Below are 18,301 nucleotides of genomic sequence, written 5' to 3' on the forward strand. Positions count from 1 at the left end.
TCTTTTTAGCTTTTATATGCGCCCCAGAATGCTTGGATGGTCTGTTCAATTTTTTTCAATGCATGTTCAGAATTGCTTAAGGCCAGCTCGGTTAGACCCGCATTTAGCGCCTCCCATACATGAATCATGAAGGGGTACGTCGGCATCGGCCGTGCGTGCTCCAACAGCGATATAATCATCTTTTTGTTAGGCGTAGCAGAGGCAGCTAGACGGTTCAGCACCTCTTCCTGAGCCGGAATCCGCTGCACACCGAGCGTCCACATGGTCTGGCATTCATCACTCAGCATAAAATGCGTGAACGATAAGATATCTTCCCGTTCCTCCGACGTTAACGAATGATTCGGGTAAATCAAGCCGATAGAAGAAGACATGGATAGCGATTGCTGGCCTTCTATGACCGGAAGCTGGCAGACCGCAAGCCTGTTGTTCATCTGCTTGTCCAGATGGTTATAAATCCACTCTCCACAAATAATGGCGCCAATCTTACCGTCAATAAACTGCTCTAACAGTCCTGTGGAACCGTCGAGACTGACGAGCACGCCTTGATCCATCTTGTCATGGATGAACTCAAGTGCTCGCTTCATTTCAGGGGTTACGATATTCGGCTTTCCATCCTGAACAGGCCAACCACCGAAAGCTGTAAGAAACGGAATAAACCAATAACCCTGCTGTAAATCTGCTCCAATCGGTATGATGCCTTGAGCGGACAACCTCTCTGCTGCCTCTTCGAACACTTCCCATGTCGTCGGCGCACTGGCGTAAATCTCCGGATTGTAATACACAACCAGATGATTGCCCCGTAATACCGGGATACCATACTGAACACCATCCAGTTGCATCGTTGAAAGTGCCCCTTCAGTGAGTGCATCATCGAATAGCCAGCCCGGTACTTCAGAGTAAAGGCCATTCTCAACGTAGGAGGACATATCCGCAGGAACCATCGCCAGATGCGGACCTTGATGGGTGTCCTTAATTTGGTTCAGGCGCGCAGTCAACTCCGTAATGTTCATCACTTGTGGCGTAATTTGTACGCCGAAGCGCTCTGTATACAGCTTGCAAATTCCCTCCAACACCTCAATCGAGGTATCTCCCGGACCGTCAAACTCATGCCATAACACAATTTCTTTGTTCTTCTTTTCCATCGCTGCCTCTCTCCCTTAACTAACTTGTCTATGATTGTTTACGAGCACTAAAGCCTGATTTGGTGCAAGCAGTAAGCTGTCTAACGTCTGACCTGCGATGCTGCCCGTTAAGGAACTATCCAGTGTCACGGTCATTGGGCACCGCCCAGGTACCGCAGCCTTCAAATCAACTTGGCAGGAAGCATCAGCACTCAAGTTAAAGCAGCAGAGCAGCGTCTGTTCGCCATGCATATACCCGTACAGAACTGTACCTTCCGGTGATTGAGCCACGAAAAAGTTTTCTGGCTTCACTAGCTGAGGCCAATCTTTCTTGAATTCACTCAGCTCCGTCAGCAGCGGCAGCATCGGTGCAGGATTAGTCCAATTAATTTGCATGACGTTAAAAAAAGCGCGGGAAATCTCCTCTCCGTTCGTGTTGTCGCCAAGACCACAGTTGAGGGGCTGCTCCTCATTCATTTCATAGCCAGTCGTCACGTATGGAATTGCATTCGGAAGAAATTGATTAAATACTGCAATCATCCGAGCCACCTCAACACCGCCACGGCTCGTGATCCGAGGCGTATCTGCTGTTTCAGCACAGGCGAACACATGAATGTTTAACTCAGGCAGCTCCTCTAAGAATGAAACGAGATTGTCCTTATTGATTTGCGTCATGACATTCCATCCGCTGCCAAGCATAATGTTGTAGCCGGTGCTCGCCGCCTTCTTGTGATTACGATTGAACAAATCTTCGCTGATCAAGATTGCATTCGGATTCAACTCTTTAATCGTGTCAAAAATACGAGTCAACAGCGGAATAGGAAGTACATGTCCGATATCGATGCGGAAGCCATCAATCCCATACTTTTCGAGATTAAACCGTACGGCCTCCTCCAGCACATCCCATAGCTCCAGATTCGGCTCCTCACCCGGGTAGTCATTGCATTTAATCGTATCAAAAAGAACATATGGTGCCTGATCCGAACTTATAAGATGTCTCACTTGCGGAGAAAAGTCCTTGTAGAGGCGCAAGAATGTAATGTCTGTCCAAATCGGCTGCACATCGTTAATCCAATCCGAATGCGCGGGAGCAGTCGTTATCCCCATCTCTTGCTCCACCAAAGTTAATAGCTCATCTTCAGTTTTAGCAGCCTTCTCTTTTAACTGCTGCCAAAGGATTGGATGAAGTTCATTGGGCGGCGGCGAAAACTTCCGCAGAAATGCTGCGGTTTCCTGGCTGTGGTAGACCGTCTCCAATTTGTCAGGCGTACACTCCTCAAAGAATCCAAGCTCAGGAATCGATGGCGGTGCAAAGCCTTCTAATTCCTGCATTTTGATCCAATACACCCATTCGGGATGGTCGGTAATGAACGCACTGTTTTTCGCCGTTACACGGGGAATGAAATCAACAACAGTCTTAATATCAAGCAAATGACAAGCTTCTACCAAAGCGCTGAGCTCATCGTGGATCGTAAACTCCTCCATACCATCCAGCAGGCTGTCGTGTAGGTTCTGATCCAAGTGGAATAACGATTGCACAGCGTAAGGTGACCCGATATCTCCTTTCAGATTCAACTTGCTGTACTGGTTCACTGGAAGCATATACAGAATATTGATGCCCATTTTTTTTAACAGCGGCAGAAGAATAAGGAATCTTAAAAAAGTGCCGGATTCAATTGTTCCATCATGGTTGTAATCCCAAGCCGTCGAATAACGAATTAATGAAGAATAGATCGCGCTGTCGTCTAAATTCGTGCGTTCCTTGAGCGAATATCTCCACGAAAGCTTGTCTACATACTTCAAATGCTCTGTCAAAAAATCATACGGATGTACACAAATTTCACCGTCTTTTTCGAAAAGAACACGCTCATATTTGCACTCATTCCACACAGCAGGAATCCAAATTGGCGCGACGTCTTTATCTTTGTGTGTAGACAAGTAATCCTGAACAAGTCTAAATTTGCTTTCTTTGCTCATTAACAGATCCACCTCTCGTTGATGCAGTTCTACGTTTAGGGAACAAAAACCGTCTTTACGGTGTCACTCCCAACCACCTTCAAAGAGTTCAATTCATAGCCGATCAACTCGTTTATTGCTGCCTCGTGCTGATTGAGCTTAACTTTTCTGGTCACCAATTTCTCCAGTTCAGGTGTCTCAGCGGCAAACCGCAAAGCTTCCTCGAACATGTAGCGGTATTCGCCTGCTGCGATAATTTTGATTGCATGCTGTACGAATCTGGTAGGGGAAAAGGTGTACCGATACTTTGCATTAATTCCAAAAGGAACAATGCGCCCTCCTCGCTCAATCCATTCATCCGCTACTTCGAGCTGAGTGCCCACCGTATCGATAATCACATCAAACTTATGTCCCGCGCAGATTTCATCTACGGTAGCTTGATTTAATTGGGATGGTGTTAGAGCAAAATCCGAGATTTCTCTGGCAAATGCCAACCGATAAGGATTAATTTCCGTCGCTACCGTGAGCGCAGCTTTTGATTTACTCACCATTTGACTTAACAGCCCCATTGGACCCGATCCAAGAATGAGCACCTTATCGTCAGCCGTGACATTAGCTTCTTTGAAATTGTGCAGCACACAGGCAAGCGGCTCAATTAATACCCCCGTCTCCCAGCTCATATGATCAGGTAAAAGGTGCGCAAACGTTTGTACAGTTGAGAAAAAAAAAGTGAATGTCCCATTTCGATTCAAACCAGCAATAGGCATCCCATTTCCATCGGAGCCTATACATAAGTGCGGCTGTTCTTTCAAGCAAAAATAACATTCATTGCAGCTTTGATTCGGATCGATAACTACTCGGTCCCCCACCTTAACACGGTCAACATTACTGCCAATTTCAATTACGGTCCCCACAGCCTCATGACCACGAATGATTCCTGGAACTCCTTCCTCTTTACCGGTTATGACCGCTAGATCTGTTCCACAAATGCCTGTCATCTCAATCCGAATCTTAACTTCATCCTGGGTTACAATCTGTGGCTCTTCCCATTCGCAGAGCTCTAGCTTATCATTGGATGTCCACACCAGCGCTTCCATACGCATTCTCCCTTTCGTTTTTCCTATTATCCATATTCCACCAGAATATATCATACCTCCCATGTAAAAGTAAGGTGAATATTGTCGTAAAATGTTATTGTTTACATTTTTATAAAGCTCTCAGATAAATAAACGCTTTAAATAAAAAAACCACCTCCCCCATAAATCAGGAAAGGTGTACCTTTACTAAGCCTATTTTGCAGGCTCCTGTTTAAAAATGATTTTAAAGATAGGGTAGAATATCAAGAACGAAATTGTACTATTGATAATCATTGTAATAATATCCGCTGTTGTCTCCCCCATTGAACCCATTCCCCATGTGTTAATTAATAAGTTATAGATAGGAGCCTTGTAAAATCCTTGCGCCGCGGCAGCACCAACGGTTATAAGAATATACGCTAATACATACCAGAAAGCAGCCTTCCAAACGTTACTGTTTGATTTAAATGTAATACTTCTCTGTGCGAAAAAGTTAATGATCTGTGCAATGCCGAGCGTAATTTGAACGGCAAGAAAATAGCCAAGTCCTCCTCCACCTCCTGATGTAAGCGAACCAGCCGCATAATCGAATATATAATAAGCACTTCCATCAAAGTTATGTCCTAACTGAAAAACTTGAAAGCTTGTAGATAGTAATGATGTCTGTGCAAATATGAGTTTAAATAAAGGCATTAGAACAAGTTGTAATACCGTCATTCCAGCACTCAGTATAAAAAATACTATGAATTGTGCAATATTCGGATGTTGTCCCTTGAATTTATTCCAAACACCCATCATTCCTGTATTTTTCTCGATATTTACTTCGCTCATACTCTTCTATTTCTCCTTTGAAGCCTAGAAAAAGGAGATACCGTAGTATCCCCTTTTCCTCGCTTGCTATTTTCCTATCGATTTATCCATTTCAACACCTTCAAGATTTGCTTTCGACTAATTTTCCCGCCAGTAAAACGGTCGATTTGACGAAAAGGCATATTCAGAACAAAGTAGACATTATTCGCTAGCAGAGGTTTATTGACTGCTTCAAAAAACTTGTTAAAGAAAAGGACAATATGATAGATTGTTTTTCCAAGTGCGTTCTTATATTTAGCTTGAGCAATGGTGTCGTTTAACCCCAAGTCCTGCTTTGGATCCCAATAAGGAGAAGGAGGTTCATAACCCAAGAGCCCCTTATATTCCGCTGCCGTTACTTCATGAACATGTCCGCTAAAATAATGTGGGAATTGATCCTTTGTATATTCACAAGAAACCGAATCGCCCGTAAGCATAACATGTTCCTTCAAAAGAATAGACTGGATTGAACTTCCGATTTGAATGTCGTAAGCGCCAGGCTCGACCGCCCAATCGTGAATCGTCGGATTATAATACGAAAAATCACGTTCCTCCAGAATCATTGTGACACGTTTGCTTTCACCCGGCTCTAAGCTCACCTTTTCAAAACCTTTTAATTCTCGTTTGGCTCTAAATATCGATGAATCTTGTTTCTGGATGTAGAGCTGCGCAACCTCTTCCCCTGCGACTGCCCCTGTATTGGTGATGGTAAATGAAACCTGATGCTGATTAACCGTTAAATCCGTATATGCAAAGGTTGTATAGGACAGCCCATAACCAAACGGAAATAACACAGGTTTATTCACGGTATCAAAATAACGGTAACCGATAAAAATGCCTTCGATATGCTCTGCGGTTGCCTCCTTACCTGGATAATAAGGAGCAGAAGAGACATCACTATACTTAATCGGGAATGTCTCGCTGAGCTTACCACTTGGGTTGTACTCTCCAAGTAAAACACTCTTTAACGCTTCAGCGCTTCCTTGTCCAGATAAATAGGTATGAACGATAGCTTTGACATTCTTTATAAACGGCATTTCAATGGCACCACCGCCAGCGAGAATCACCACAATATTGGAATTGACTTCTGTTAATGAACGAAGCAGTTCGAGCTGGTTATCACGTAAGCTAAGGTTTACGCGGTCAACACCTTCGGCTTCGCTGCCTTCGTCCAGCCCCAAAAACAGCAAAATGGTATCTGCTTTCTGAGCTAACGTAACAGCTTCCTTTAACAGACGGTCATTTTTTCCACCCATTCGCTTGAAGCCTTTCGCATATCCCACAATCGATAAGCCAGATTGACCGAGCACATCGCAGGCATTGGATAGCTTGGCAGGATTAATAAGCGAACTTCCAGCACCCTGGTAGCGAGGATTACTGGCGAAATCACCAATAATCGCAACTTTATTGCCGTGTTTAAGCGGTAATATCTTATCGTCATTTTTCAATAACACAATCGAACGTTTGGCAGCTTCTATCGCTTTATTGTGGTGCTCCTCATAATCGATACGCGATGTATCTTGATCATGGAGCTGGGTAGTAAAGACTAATCCGAGCAGACGATCGACGGCGTCATCCAGCACTTCTTCGTCTAGCTCATTGTTTTTAATGGCTTGCACGATTTCTTGATCCGTAATTCCATTGGTTGAAGGCATTTCCAATTGATTGCCTGCTTTCAACCCTGCAACACGGTCATTATTACCGCCCCAATCCGTAACGACTACGCCATTAAAATCCCATTCACCGTACAGAATATCCTGTAACAAATCGTTATTTTCATTGGCGAACGTGCCGTTGACTTTGTTGTAAGAGGTCATGATGGTTTTCGGTTGACCCTTCTCAACTACACGTCTAAATCCTTCTAAATACAATTCTCTTAACGAGCGTTCATCCACGACTTCGTCAATCGTCATTCGCATATGTTCTTGGCTATTGACCGCAAAGTGTTTAGGACATGCAGAGATGCCGTTCACCTGAATGCCTTTGACCATCTCACTCGCTAATTCTCCCGTTAAATAAGGGTCCTCGGAAAAATACTCAAAATTTCGTCCGCATAACGGATTCCGCTTGATGTTCAATCCAGGACCAAGCAACACACTCACTTTTTCGCTAGCTGCTTCTTTTCCAATCGTTTGTCCAACCTCATAGATCAATTGTCTGTCCCAGCTATTAGCCAAGGTTGCCGCCGTCGGAAAACAAGTGGCAGGCAGACTTTTATTTAAGCCTAAGTGGTCTGCCTTTCCGCCTTGCTTCCTCAATCCATGCGGTCCATCTGTCAGCATAATGCTGGGAATCTTCACCCGGTCGATTGCTTTTGTATTCCAAAAGTTTGCGCCAGACATTAAAGATGCCTTTTCTTCTACGGTCATACTTTCGATTAATGCTCTATACTTCAATCTCTTCACCCCGCATGCTTACGCCTATTTTTCGAATAAGTAGGTTTGCAGGATCGTGTACAACACATGCTGAACACTTGTGCGAACCCCGTTTGTGATTCCTGCAGGATCCTTCTTGTATGCTTGTTTTAATAATTTCTCGTTTTTACTTGGTGTCATAATATCAAGCATGAGGTCATTGCCAGCTACAACCGCATCCGGCGCTTTCATAAACCCAAAGACTGCATCGCTGGAAACAAATCCATCAAAGCCCCATTCCTTACGCAGAACATCATTTAACAAGACGGAATTCGCTCCTGCCCACTTTGTCCCGATGATCGAAAAGCTAGACATTGCGCCTAGAGGGCTGCTTTCTTTAACCGTAATCTCAAACGGCTTCAAGTAGATTTCGCGAATCGCTTGCTCGTTGGCCCAGATCAGATTTCCTGAACGAGCATTGGTTTCTTGATCGTTTAACGCGAAGTGCTTCATAAAGGCAATAATGCCTTGGTCTTCTGCGCCGTTTATCATAGATGCCGCCATTTTTCCTGAAAGCACAGGATCTTCTGAGAAGTATTCGAAGTTACGGCCGCCTTGTGCTGTACGGTGAATATTCATCCCCGGTGCATACCAGCCTTGAATGCCATACGCACGCGCTTCTTTACCAACCGCTTCTCCCATTTGATAGGCTAGATCATTATTCCATGTTGCTGCAATGACGATTTCAGACGGATATGACGCTGCTTCGATTGGCTTAAAGAAGTAACTAAATCCAGCCGGTCCGTCCATCAACAACGTTTTAGGAACACCCAAACGCTCTACTGCCATCGTTCTATAGGCGCCGTTTGCTACATAATCAATCATTTCGTCCAATGTAAACTGATCCATGAATTCATTCCATTTCGGATCATCAAAGGCTAAACCTTTCAAATCCTCCAGTACTAAGCCATTATTAGCGCCAACCGTTGGCATTTCCATCGTTGAAGCTTCCGGCTCTTTTGAGAATGCGTCGACCACATTTTGCGGTGCTTTATGACTAATATTTTCATCTGAAGGGTAAGTCTTCTCCCAATCATTCCGGGACAAATACGTAACTTCACCTTTTGCTAATTCAAAGCGATTCTCGTAAGGTGTTCCGGTATCCTTATCTTGTTTGAAAACCTTCTTGTCAGCCAACTCAAGGTCATAGCTTGCCACGATATCATGGACATTGCGAGCCACTTTAATTGAATAGGTGCCCTGGTCTAGTACATACGCTTCTTCTACGTTCATATCATAAGAAGACATCTCTTCGGTAGCAAACGAAAGGGTAAGCACCTCGGATTGACCTGCTTCCAGCAGAGACGTCTTTGCATAAGTGGCCAGTTCGATCGCCGATTTTTCAATGCCGCCTGCAATATACGGAGCTGAATAATATACTTGAACAACATCTTTTCCGGCTCTGTCGCCAACATTTTTCACTTCGACTTGTAGTTCAATCTTGTCTTCCGACAATGACTGATTCAGAACCTTCCACTCGAAATCGGTGTAGCTTAATCCATGTCCGTAAGGATATAACACGGTATCTCGATAGCCTGCTTCATCATTTAAAAAGAAGGTTTCATAGAAACGGTAGCCGACATAGATCCCTTCTTGATAATTGAGGAATGAATACTTCAAATTATCGTATTTGTAGTCTCCAAAGTTCTCACTTGCTGGAGCCGATGAATTGTCATACACGTACGTATCCGTGATACGGCCTGATGGGTTGATATTTCCTGCAAGAATATTTCCTAATGCGTTGGCACCGTAAGGGCCAGGTGTTCCTATCCACAAGACAGATTTAATGGATTTAAATTCATTTACGAAACCAAGCTCTAAGGCATTCCCCGCATTTACAACGATTGTGACATTTTCAAATGACTGTGCAACCTTTTCAATCAAAGCGCGTTTATTTGCTGTCAATTTCAACTGTTCAGCGGTCGCATCACTAGCTTCTGTACTCTCACTAGCAATGACAATAATTGCATTTTCCGAATAGGATTTCGCTTGTGCTATGGCTTCGTCCGATAAATAATCGATTTTAGGTTCATCGCTAGAGTTTCCGCCTAACATGCCTTTTACAACTTGAATGACTCCGGTACTCGCCTTGCTGCCCACTCCTGCTTTTGCACCAACCTCTTGATACAAGTCATGAAGCTCGGTATTGTATGAAATACCTGCATTTTCTAGACCTTTAAATAAATTAACCGCACGGGAAGTATCCCCCGCACCCGATCCTCCGCCGCCATAACGTAGCTCTAATGCAGCTAATCCGAAGACGTTAACCTTTTTATCTTTCAAAGGTAGCTGTTTATCATCATTCTTCAATAGAACAATGCCTTCATTCGCAATTTCTTCAGCTATTTTTCCACCTTGTTCACGTGCTGCAAGCGCCTCAGGGGAATCGGTTACGGCTGTAATGTGTTTTCCTGTCAGCGCATCGATGATGCTAGAAGCGGTTGCACCGAATTGTACGAACAACAATATGACAACAAGCGCTACGATCGACCAGCCGGTGAAACGTCTTGGTCTATTTTTAATTTTCTTGTAGCGTTTCGCTTCTTTTTTCATCGCTCTACGATCTTTGCGACTTAGAGCTTTCAACTCCATTTTTGTTTGTTGCTTTTGCTCTTTTCTTAATTGTTTGTCCTGTTCAATCGCTGCTGTTCGTTCTGCTTCCGGTAGCGCTTTAATTTCTTGCTTTCGCGCTCGCAGCTTAGCTTTATCTTCCTTCACCTTTTGCACGATTTCACTTTTTTTAACGCGTTTAGTATTAAAATTGTCCACCACGGCGACCCCCTCCGGTATCGTCTTTCTTTTTCACAATCATAATATAGCGCTTACATTTTAACTATGAGGATCTTGTCGAAAAAAAAGCTAAATATTGCGTTCATTCGATTTATCAAGAAATCGAGTGAGCAATATTTAGCATTAATCATTAGTCTTTTCTAGGTCGATCATAAAGATTCCGAATATCGGGACTTCGAACTCAAGTGTATGATTTCCCTTTATTTTCAGTTGCTCTACGCTTCTCGAAGGTCGATTAATCGCATTCCAATACGCAATATCTTCGAAGGACAACTTTTTACATTTTCTTAAATCAGCAAGGTCTAATCGCTGATCTATCTGCTCAGTTGTTAATCGTTGCTTGATCAATCGGTATGTCCCTTCAAGGTTTGTAAGTTCCATCTTCACAAAGACATAGGGACTTTTTGCCTTATGCCAAGCTAGTTCCAGTTTTTCCTTATTTTCATTGATAAACAGATGTTGCTCTTCTTCTGGATAAACAGTTAAAATGCGGTAATTATCTTGCTGTTTTGTCACGATACATGAGTTGTTTTTGAACACAATCTCATCAAACAAGCGACTCACAAACTCTGTCGCATACCAATTGTCCTTGTAACGACCATCCGGTGTAAGTAATGAAAGCTTACTTGCCAGCTCATCTGGAAAATACTCAAACAGCTTCGCAGAATCGAGTGATAATGGGGGGAAATAGTGACCTGCAATTTCGTTTTGATTCATTAGGTTTATATATTGCCAAATGCTTGCATTTGCTTGCGCTAGATCCGAATAGGCGTGTAGATAATCATCCTGATCGTAAATCAGCATTCGATCCAAAATACGATTCTGATCTTGTATGTTTGTATTCTCACCAATGACCCGAATGTAGTCTTCATCAAATAGATAATTAAGCGCAGTTTCAAGTGGAATCTTGCGCATACGGGTCCAGTCATCAATGCAATAAACGGCATTATGGCAGATTATATCAAGCAACACCGCATCTTCTGGCGGGATGGGAAAATGAATGACCACGTTCATATAGTTTTTAAAAATTGAAATGGCATTCACTAGCGACAGACGCAATTGCCTGCTATTTTTCATTTCATAGAAGCAGCGGAACTCGTACATCCAATCCTGACTTGTCATATAATTTTGCTGCAGATGGAGATTCAATTCAGTCATTACCGTTTGAAACCATTCATTGTTATGAAATCCCCGCTTCTCCCAATCATCCAAATCTATAGATTGAAATTGAAGGTAGGGAATCATGCCAACAGACACGATCTGCTGCAATATTCGATCCAACTCACTAAATGAACAGACCAGCTTCCCTTCGCTCAACCGTATATCCACTTTTTTAAAAATACGATTGACCGCTACCCACTTCACCCCTAGACGCTGACGCACTTCGAGCAAACGGCTATCCATAAGTTTACCTTTTATTTTAAGAACATGATTCACCTTTGAGTACTGGCCGATCGTTTTATGCAAATCTAATTGAACCTCGATGCGATTGGGGGCAATAGATGGGCCAGCCGGTAATTCACCTAACGGCACATACGGCGATAGTAAGGCTAATACATCTTGGGACAGCTCCGCATCGACACGATTCTGCACCGCTCTTATTTGACGCTGTTCACGAAATTCAGCAGGTGAAAGCTCATACCTTATTTTAAATGCCTCGTTAAATGAGCGTACATTGGGAAAGCCGTTAGCTAAAGCAATCGTGACAATCTTCTCGTTCGTATTTTCCAGCATACGTAAGCTATGAAACAATCGCACTTCTTTGATGTAATTTCCGATTGAAATCCCTAGCTGATTTTTAAAGGAATGTGCCAGGTAGTATTTGCTACTATAAGACTTTTCAGCAATCTCATCCAGGCTGAGTTTGTCCGCATAATTAACATTGATATATGATACAATTTCTTTTACCTTATCCGAAGCAGTATGAACTTGCTTCTTTTCATCTTCTGGCCCAAGATAACGATACAGCAATCCGATTAAACGTTTTGAATACCCTTCAATGATATAATCAGAACCGGCTCCCGGATATATCCTTTCGACGTACAAGTACGCCATACAATTCTTCACAAGCTCATATCCATCTTTTTTGTACACCATCGATAGTGGAATGTTAAGCTTAAATGCCGGAAACTCCTCTTGATACTCATTGGTTAGAAACTTTACCGAGAGCGTCGCATTCTCTTCACTGCCAATTACACGAACAATATCACCTTTATTAAAAACGAAAATATCGCCTGTCCGAATCAAAATATCCGCACCGTTTCGCATAATTTCCAGATAACCAGAAAGAACAAACCATGCCGTTAACTCCGTCATAAGTAGAAAGTCCACTTCCTCAATCGTTTCGATTGCGGCCAGTACGATTTGATCTGATCCATTTTTCTTCTTATTCAAAATCAACAATCTCCTCTTCCAACATGAAAAAATATGTTACTGTTACTGAGTACCTGACCATTTGCTCATAATTATTGATTATAAACGATTGCTCTCTGAAATCTAAAGAAATAGGACGGTGCATCATATGGTATTTGCATTTCTGTTTATATTCGCTATGTACGCGGCAAGTAACTATTACATCGCAAGAAAAATTTTTAAATGGTTACAACATGTATTTCCAAGTATTAATGGGATTATATACGGAGTCATCTACAGCTTGTGTGCGGTAACAATCATTATTAATTTACTATTGTCCTCTTCAGCTATGACGACCGATTCAAGTATTGTTAATTTTATTGGCCAATTCGGGGACTATTGGATGGGGATCTACTTCTATTTGTTCTTGCTGTTACTCCTTTCCGATGTAATCTTACTTATTATTAAATGGATCAAAATCATCCCCTCCCCTGCGCCAAAACGTGTTATTTTTCATACAAGGTCAGTAGTATTAATTCTAATCATAGGGTTGGTGTCCTATGGGATTTATAATGCGAATCAGATAAAAGAAGTTACTTATCCGATCCAAATACATAAAAGCACGTCGTTAGATCATTTAAATATTGTTCTGATCAGCGACTTACATTTAGGCTACGTAAATGATGTAAAGTTTATTGAAGACGTTGTTGATCGTATTAATAACATGCAGCCGGATATTGTGTTGATGTCAGGAGATATATTTAATGGTAACTACTATGCGCTCTCTAATCCTTCCCAAGGAATAGAGTTATTAAATACTATTCAGTCCACCTATGGGGTTTATGCTTGTTTAGGTAACCATGATGCAGGACGATCATACGATGAGATTGTGAACTTTATAGATAAGAGTAATATTAAACTTCTAAATGATGAGCATGTCGTTATTGATAATCAATTCGTTGTAGTTGGCAGGAGAGATTCATCACCGATTGGTGATCAAGGACATGCTAGAGCAGTTACTTCTGAAGTGATGAGTAGCATTGATACAACTATGCCCGTTATCGTAATGGATCATCAACCCACGAATATGATTCAGTACGGAGATGATGTCGATTTAATACTTAGCGGACATACGCATCAAGGACAAGTATTTCCTGCAAATCTAATCACCAACGCTATGTTTACAGTAGATTACGGGCACTATCAGAAAAATCAGAACAGCCCTAACGTCATCGTCACATCTGGTGCAGGGACTTGGGGACCGCCATTACGCATTGGAACGAATAGTGAGATAGCACTAATTAAAGTTGATTTTAAATAGAATGATTTATAAAAAAAAGCGGACAGCCTTTGGACGAGAATTACCGCCCTAGACTGCCGCTTTTTATAGTTTTACCTAAGGTTGGTGCGGAGAATATCCGTTATCTTGAAATTTGTCTCTCTACATCATACAACGGTTTTTACCCATATCCTCCTGTAGCATAGTCTAGCGATTATAAATACCTTCTTTTATACATCAAGGTAATTTGGCCTGCTATGTATTCCGCACTATATTGGCTGCCATCCTTAATCCACCACATAATAATCCCTAATAGTGATGCTGCAATAATATCAAGGGAGACAACCTCCTTAGTGGAATCTATGTTTCTCACGTTTCTTCGCTTTTCGATAGTATTTTTTAATAGGTTGGTTAATTGGTTTTTGAAGCCTTTGTGCTCTACCAATACAGCAAATATTTGCCGGTATTCATAAAAATAACTTAAAAATGTGACCACCTGCTCCTGCTCGATACTGCTCTTCACTTGTAATAACGGTTCAACCTTCATGGACAGGTCATCAAAGATTTCATGTACGATCTGGCGCAATAAATCGTTAATATCCTCATAATGCAAATAAAACGTTGCACGATTCAGCTCAGCACGGTTGGCGATTTTTTGGACAGTCAATTGAGAAATCTCCACATTCTCGGCCAATAATGAAAAAACAGCATTTTTCAGCATCTTTTTTGAGCGAATGGCTCGTGGATCAACTCTTTTATGTTCGGACATTTCATCCCTCTATTATCGTTTATATAGTATTTCATCAACTAATTTACCCATTCTGTCGATTAGTCGACATTTTCAATAAAATTGCAAATAGGAATACCGTTTAAATGCTGATATGATTTATTTTATCGACACTGTGTCGAAAAAGCAATGAAGAGAGGCCTGCACCATGCAAGAAGATATTAAGGAAATAAATAAAGGAATCCTACTAACCATTCTAATTTTTGGTTGTTTCTTATCTACACTCAATCAGACGCTTTTAAATGTCGCCTTAAGTAGTCTGATGGATGTATTTGATGTCACGGCAACAACTGTACAATGGATTTCAACGGGTTTTATGCTGGTCAACGGGATATTGATTCCGATTACAGCCTATTTAATGAAACGTTTTACAACACGTCAATTATTTCTAAGTGCCATGTCATTTTTATTAATTGGCTCAATCATTTGTGCAGCAGCGCCGAGCTTTAGTCTACTCTTAGTCGGACGGATGATCCAAGCTGCAGGTGCCGGTATTATAATGCCGCTCATGATGAGCGTTGTGCTCGCTATTTTCCCTGTTGAAAAACGCGGCAGTGCTATGGGACTGCTTGGACTGGCGATGATATTTGCTCCTGCTATTGGGCCGACGCTTGCGGGATTTATTGTTGAATATCACTCTTGGCGCTGGTTATTTATCGGCCTCATTCCACTCGTCATCATTGTTATAGCGCTAGCGTACAAATATTTAGTGAATGTATCCGAGACGTCTAAGTCTAAGCTTGATGTGGTAAGTGTTCTTTTATCGACCGTTGGATTTGGCTTAATTTTATACGGCTTCAGTAGTGCAGGCAGTAAAGGCTGGGACGATGTAATAGTAATTCTGACCTTAGGGATCGGGATCGCTGTTACGGCCGTATTCTGTCTTCGACAAATCAAGTCTGATGATCCACTGCTGAACCTGTCTGTCTTCAAAAATAAAGTTTTTACGATGACTTCTCTTATTAACGTATTAATCACGATGATGATGTACGCAGATATGATTTTATTGCCTATTTATCTGCAGAATGGCCGTGGCTTTACAGCATTTGATGCAGGACTACTATTGCTGCCAGGGGCGCTCGTAAATGCGTTCATGTCACCCGTCACCGGTAAATTATACGACCGTTTTGGTGCTAAACCACTGTTCATTATTGGTTTACTGTTTATTATTCCATCTATGTGGGCGGTAACTGATCTATCTGAATCTACAACGTATATGTATCTAATGATTCGTACCATTGGCCTGCGAATTGGGTTAAGCTTCATCACTATGCCACTCAATACGGCTGGACTAAATGCACTGCCCAAACAACTCGGCACGCATGGTACAGCTGTGAACAATACCGTTCGCCAAATTGCCGGAGCCATCGGTACTGCTGTCGTAATTACGATTTATACAGTACAGGCAACAAGTCATGCGGCCACAGTGATGCAGAGCAACCCCTCTACTACTCCTGAGATCCTTAAATCCCTTGCATCCATTCTTGGGGCAAGTGACGCCTATTACTTTATGATGATTTTATCCGTCGCCGCGTTTGTTATAACATTATTTATGCCGATGAAGAGCAAGATCATGGTTGAAAAGAAAGCAAATCTAGTTAACAAGGAATAACCTTATAACGTGGAATGTAAAAGGACAGCGATCAGCTGTCCTTTTACATTATTAATAGCTATTCCCGGCTCACCGGCTTACTCTTGTTTATATTTTTCTTTCAGGATGCTGGAGCCAATTCCCCCGATAACCATTAAAATCAAAGAACCGAAGTTCCAAAAGAATGACCCGCCATTCAAGGTAATCTCTAGTGCCATTACTTTGTTCAGAAAGAGCACACAGAGTTTAATCACTAATAGCACAATGCCTGCTATTACGAAGACATCAAATACAAACTTTAATTTCGGGTGAGCCAATTTCTTGCCTTCTTCTATCACCTTTTTGGTCAACTCCTCGTCACTCCTTAGTAACTCATCGATAGTTACCCCAAAAAGATCGCTTATTTTAATAATGATTTCAATGCTTGGGTAGTTCTGACCATTCTCCCATTTCGAAACCGACTGTCGGCTTACAAACAGCTTCTCGGCCAGTTCTTCTTGTGACCAACTTTTTTTATTTCTTTCCGCTTTTAACTTCTCCCCAAAGATCATAGCAGCAACTACCTTTCTGCAATTCATAAGCCTATATTGGATTAATCGTATGCAGAAGTAAAGAACGCTTTAGTTGCAGCCCCGCAACCCTAAGTTGCGATCAACACTAGACTTGTGAAAGGTCTTCGCTTGCCGCTACTTAATGTTGGTCTCACTCAAGCTTGATTACTTTTCCCCTTTTTACTTCTAATCGAATACAGGATGAATAATAAAATAAACCATAACGGAGTACATAATAGAGCCGGGCGTGTCTCTCCAGCGAATAACATGATGATCAGTATCCCAGCGAACAAGGTTAAGACAATATAATTAATAGCCGGTGTGAACGGTGCTTTGAATTTCGATCTCGCCTGTAAGTCTGGCCGGGTTTTCTTGTACTTAATATGGCAGATGAGAACAATGCCCCACACCCATATAAAACAAATGGCGCTTATCGTTGTCACGATTCCAAAAGCCTGTTCCGGAATAAGTTTACTCAAAAGAGCCCCTACAGATATGACAATTGTAGAAATGAATAACGAGTTGGCTGGTACATGGTTTTTATTTAGTTTACCCAAATTAGGTGACGCCTGATCGTTTCTGCTCAAATTATAGAGAATTCGGCTTGTCGAAAACATCCCACTATTACAAGCAGAAGCGGCTGAAGTTAATACGACAAAATTAATAATCCCTGCGGCAATTGGAATCCCTACTAAAGTAAAGGTTTTTACAAAAGGACTCTCTGCCGGACTGAGCTCCGTCCAAGGATTTATGCATAGCAGGACGAAAAGCGCACCAACATAGAAGAATAGAATCCGTAAAGGAATTTTATTAATTGCCGATGGAATATTTTTCTCCGGATCCGCTGTTTCCGCTGCCGACACCCCCACCAATTCCACACCGACATAAGCAAATACAACCATTTGAAAAGAAAATAAGAAGCCTGATATGCCGTTCGGAAAAAATCCCCCATGCTCCCATAGGTTTCGTACCGTCACCGATCCTGCATCCGTCTTAAACCCTATGATCAGTAAAATGACCCCAAGACCAATCAAGGCGAGAATCGTAATTACCTTAATTAAAGCAAACCAAAATTCGAGTTCCCCAAAGCTCTTTACAGTTAATAGATTAAGTCCTAATAACACGACTAGACAGGCGATGGCAGGAACCCACTGCGGGATATCAAACCAGTACTGTACATATACGCCAACAGCAATGACATCAGCCATAGCCGTCATGATCCAGCAAAACCAATAGGTCCAACCAGTAATGAATGCGACCCGTGATCCAAGGTAGTCTTCAGCAATATCCGTAAACGATTGATAGCCCGCTTTAGATAATAGGAGTTCTCCCAGTGCTCTCATCACAAAAAACACAGCAATACCCACGATTAAATACGTGATCATAATGGATGGGCCTGCCTTCTCTATCGCCTTGCCTGATCCCAAGAATAATCCTGTACCAATGGTGCCGCCAATAGCAATAAGCTGAACATGCCGATTAGCCAGCTCTCTCTTTAATTCTAGTTGTGCCATACCTAGTTCCCCCTTGTGAGT

12 protein-coding genes are annotated in these 18,301 nt (G+C 42.2%); 2 read left to right on the plus strand and 10 right to left on the minus strand.

The features are described from left to right. Positions 1-5 precede the first annotated feature (5 nt). The 7 genes from NST34_RS31610 to NST34_RS31640 form a co-directional block, all read right to left on the minus strand. Positions 6-1,142, minus strand: coding sequence for a sugar ABC transporter substrate-binding protein (locus tag NST34_RS31610; RefSeq protein WP_341129471.1), 1,137 nt, complete (start codon positions 1,140-1,142; stop codon positions 6-8). Between the two features lie 15 nt (positions 1,143-1,157). Continuing rightward, positions 1,158-3,098, minus strand: a complete 1,941-nt coding sequence (locus NST34_RS31615; protein ID WP_341129472.1) for an alpha-amylase — start codon at positions 3,096-3,098, stop codon at positions 1,158-1,160. Positions 3,099-3,133: 35 nt separating this feature from the next. Next, positions 3,134-4,174: a zinc-dependent alcohol dehydrogenase gene (locus NST34_RS31620; protein ID WP_341129473.1), complete on the minus strand. Its 1,041-nt coding sequence runs from the start codon at positions 4,172-4,174 to the stop codon at positions 3,134-3,136. A 192-nt stretch (positions 4,175-4,366) separates the two neighbouring features. Continuing rightward, positions 4,367-4,984, minus strand: coding sequence for a hypothetical protein (locus NST34_RS31625; protein ID WP_042193008.1), 618 nt, complete (start codon positions 4,982-4,984; stop codon positions 4,367-4,369). Between the two features lie 74 nt (positions 4,985-5,058). Further along, positions 5,059-7,371 (minus strand): beta-glucosidase, encoded by a 2,313-nt coding sequence (locus NST34_RS31630; protein WP_341129474.1) that lies wholly within the window; start codon positions 7,369-7,371, stop codon positions 5,059-5,061. Positions 7,372-7,422: 51 nt separating this feature from the next. Then, the gene (locus NST34_RS31635; RefSeq protein WP_076298084.1) at positions 7,423-10,185 is read right to left on the minus strand and encodes a glycoside hydrolase family 3 N-terminal domain-containing protein; all 2,763 of its coding nucleotides are present in this window, start codon (positions 10,183-10,185) and stop codon (positions 7,423-7,425) included. Between the two features lie 144 nt (positions 10,186-10,329). Further along, on the minus strand, positions 10,330-12,600 hold the full coding sequence (locus NST34_RS31640) for a helix-turn-helix transcriptional regulator (RefSeq protein ID WP_341129475.1): 2,271 nt from the start codon (positions 12,598-12,600) through the stop codon (positions 10,330-10,332). Positions 12,601-12,727: 127 nt separating this feature from the next. On the opposite strand from NST34_RS31640, the gene NST34_RS31645 reads away from it, so the two are divergent. Continuing rightward, a complete protein-coding gene (locus NST34_RS31645) occupies positions 12,728-13,879 on the plus strand; it encodes a metallophosphoesterase (protein WP_341129476.1) in 1,152 nt (383 codons plus the stop codon). A gap of 172 nt (positions 13,880-14,051) precedes the next feature. Here the strand turns inward: NST34_RS31645 and NST34_RS31650 are convergent, their stop codons facing one another. Beyond that, complete coding sequence (locus NST34_RS31650; protein ID WP_341129477.1) at positions 14,052-14,606, minus strand: TetR/AcrR family transcriptional regulator; 555 nt, start codon at positions 14,604-14,606, stop codon at positions 14,052-14,054. A 166-nt stretch (positions 14,607-14,772) separates the two neighbouring features. Between NST34_RS31650 and NST34_RS31655 the strand changes: the two genes are divergently transcribed. Then, the gene (locus NST34_RS31655) at positions 14,773-16,236 is read left to right on the plus strand and encodes a DHA2 family efflux MFS transporter permease subunit (RefSeq protein ID WP_341129478.1); all 1,464 of its coding nucleotides are present in this window, start codon (positions 14,773-14,775) and stop codon (positions 16,234-16,236) included. Positions 16,237-16,313: 77 nt separating this feature from the next. On the opposite strand, the gene NST34_RS31660 is transcribed toward NST34_RS31655, so the two are convergent. Together NST34_RS31660 and NST34_RS31665 are read right to left on the minus strand one after the other, a co-directional pair. After that, positions 16,314-16,766: a helix-turn-helix domain-containing protein gene (locus tag NST34_RS31660; RefSeq protein ID WP_341129624.1), complete on the minus strand. Its 453-nt coding sequence runs from the start codon at positions 16,764-16,766 to the stop codon at positions 16,314-16,316. Positions 16,767-16,921: 155 nt separating this feature from the next. Beyond that, positions 16,922-18,280 carry an amino acid permease gene (locus NST34_RS31665; protein ID WP_341129479.1) on the minus strand — a complete coding sequence of 453 codons (1,359 nt, stop codon included), beginning with the start codon at positions 18,278-18,280 and terminating at the stop codon, positions 16,922-16,924. Between the last annotated feature and the right edge of the window lie 21 nt (positions 18,281-18,301).

This window comes from Paenibacillus sp. FSL H7-0714 (assembly GCF_038003765.1).
GTDB lineage: Bacteria > Bacillota > Bacilli > Paenibacillales > Paenibacillaceae > Paenibacillus_AQ.

Excerpts from the sequence above, each read along its gene's own strand:
- NST34_RS31655 (WP_341129478.1), top strand. The coding sequence starts at position 14,773 with ATGCAAGAAGATATTAAGGAAATAAATAAAGGAATCCTACTAACCATT.
- NST34_RS31615 (WP_341129472.1), bottom strand. The coding sequence starts at position 3,098 with ATGAGCAAAGAAAGCAAATTTAGACTTGTTCAGGATTACTTGTCTACA.
- NST34_RS31630 (WP_341129474.1), bottom strand. The coding sequence starts at position 7,371 with ATGACCGTAGAAGAAAAGGCATCTTTAATGTCTGGCGCAAACTTTTGG.
- NST34_RS31645 (WP_341129476.1), top strand. The coding sequence starts at position 12,728 with ATGGTATTTGCATTTCTGTTTATATTCGCTATGTACGCGGCAAGTAAC.
- NST34_RS31620 (WP_341129473.1), bottom strand. The coding sequence starts at position 4,174 with ATGGAAGCGCTGGTGTGGACATCCAATGATAAGCTAGAGCTCTGCGAA.
- NST34_RS31660 (WP_341129624.1), bottom strand. The coding sequence starts at position 16,766 with ATGATCTTTGGGGAGAAGTTAAAAGCGGAAAGAAATAAAAAAAGTTGG.
- NST34_RS31610 (WP_341129471.1), bottom strand. The coding sequence starts at position 1,142 with ATGGAAAAGAAGAACAAAGAAATTGTGTTATGGCATGAGTTTGACGGT.
- NST34_RS31625 (WP_042193008.1), bottom strand. The coding sequence starts at position 4,984 with ATGAGCGAAGTAAATATCGAGAAAAATACAGGAATGATGGGTGTTTGG.
- NST34_RS31650 (WP_341129477.1), bottom strand. The coding sequence starts at position 14,606 with ATGTCCGAACATAAAAGAGTTGATCCACGAGCCATTCGCTCAAAAAAG.
- NST34_RS31665 (WP_341129479.1), bottom strand. The coding sequence starts at position 18,280 with ATGGCACAACTAGAATTAAAGAGAGAGCTGGCTAATCGGCATGTTCAG.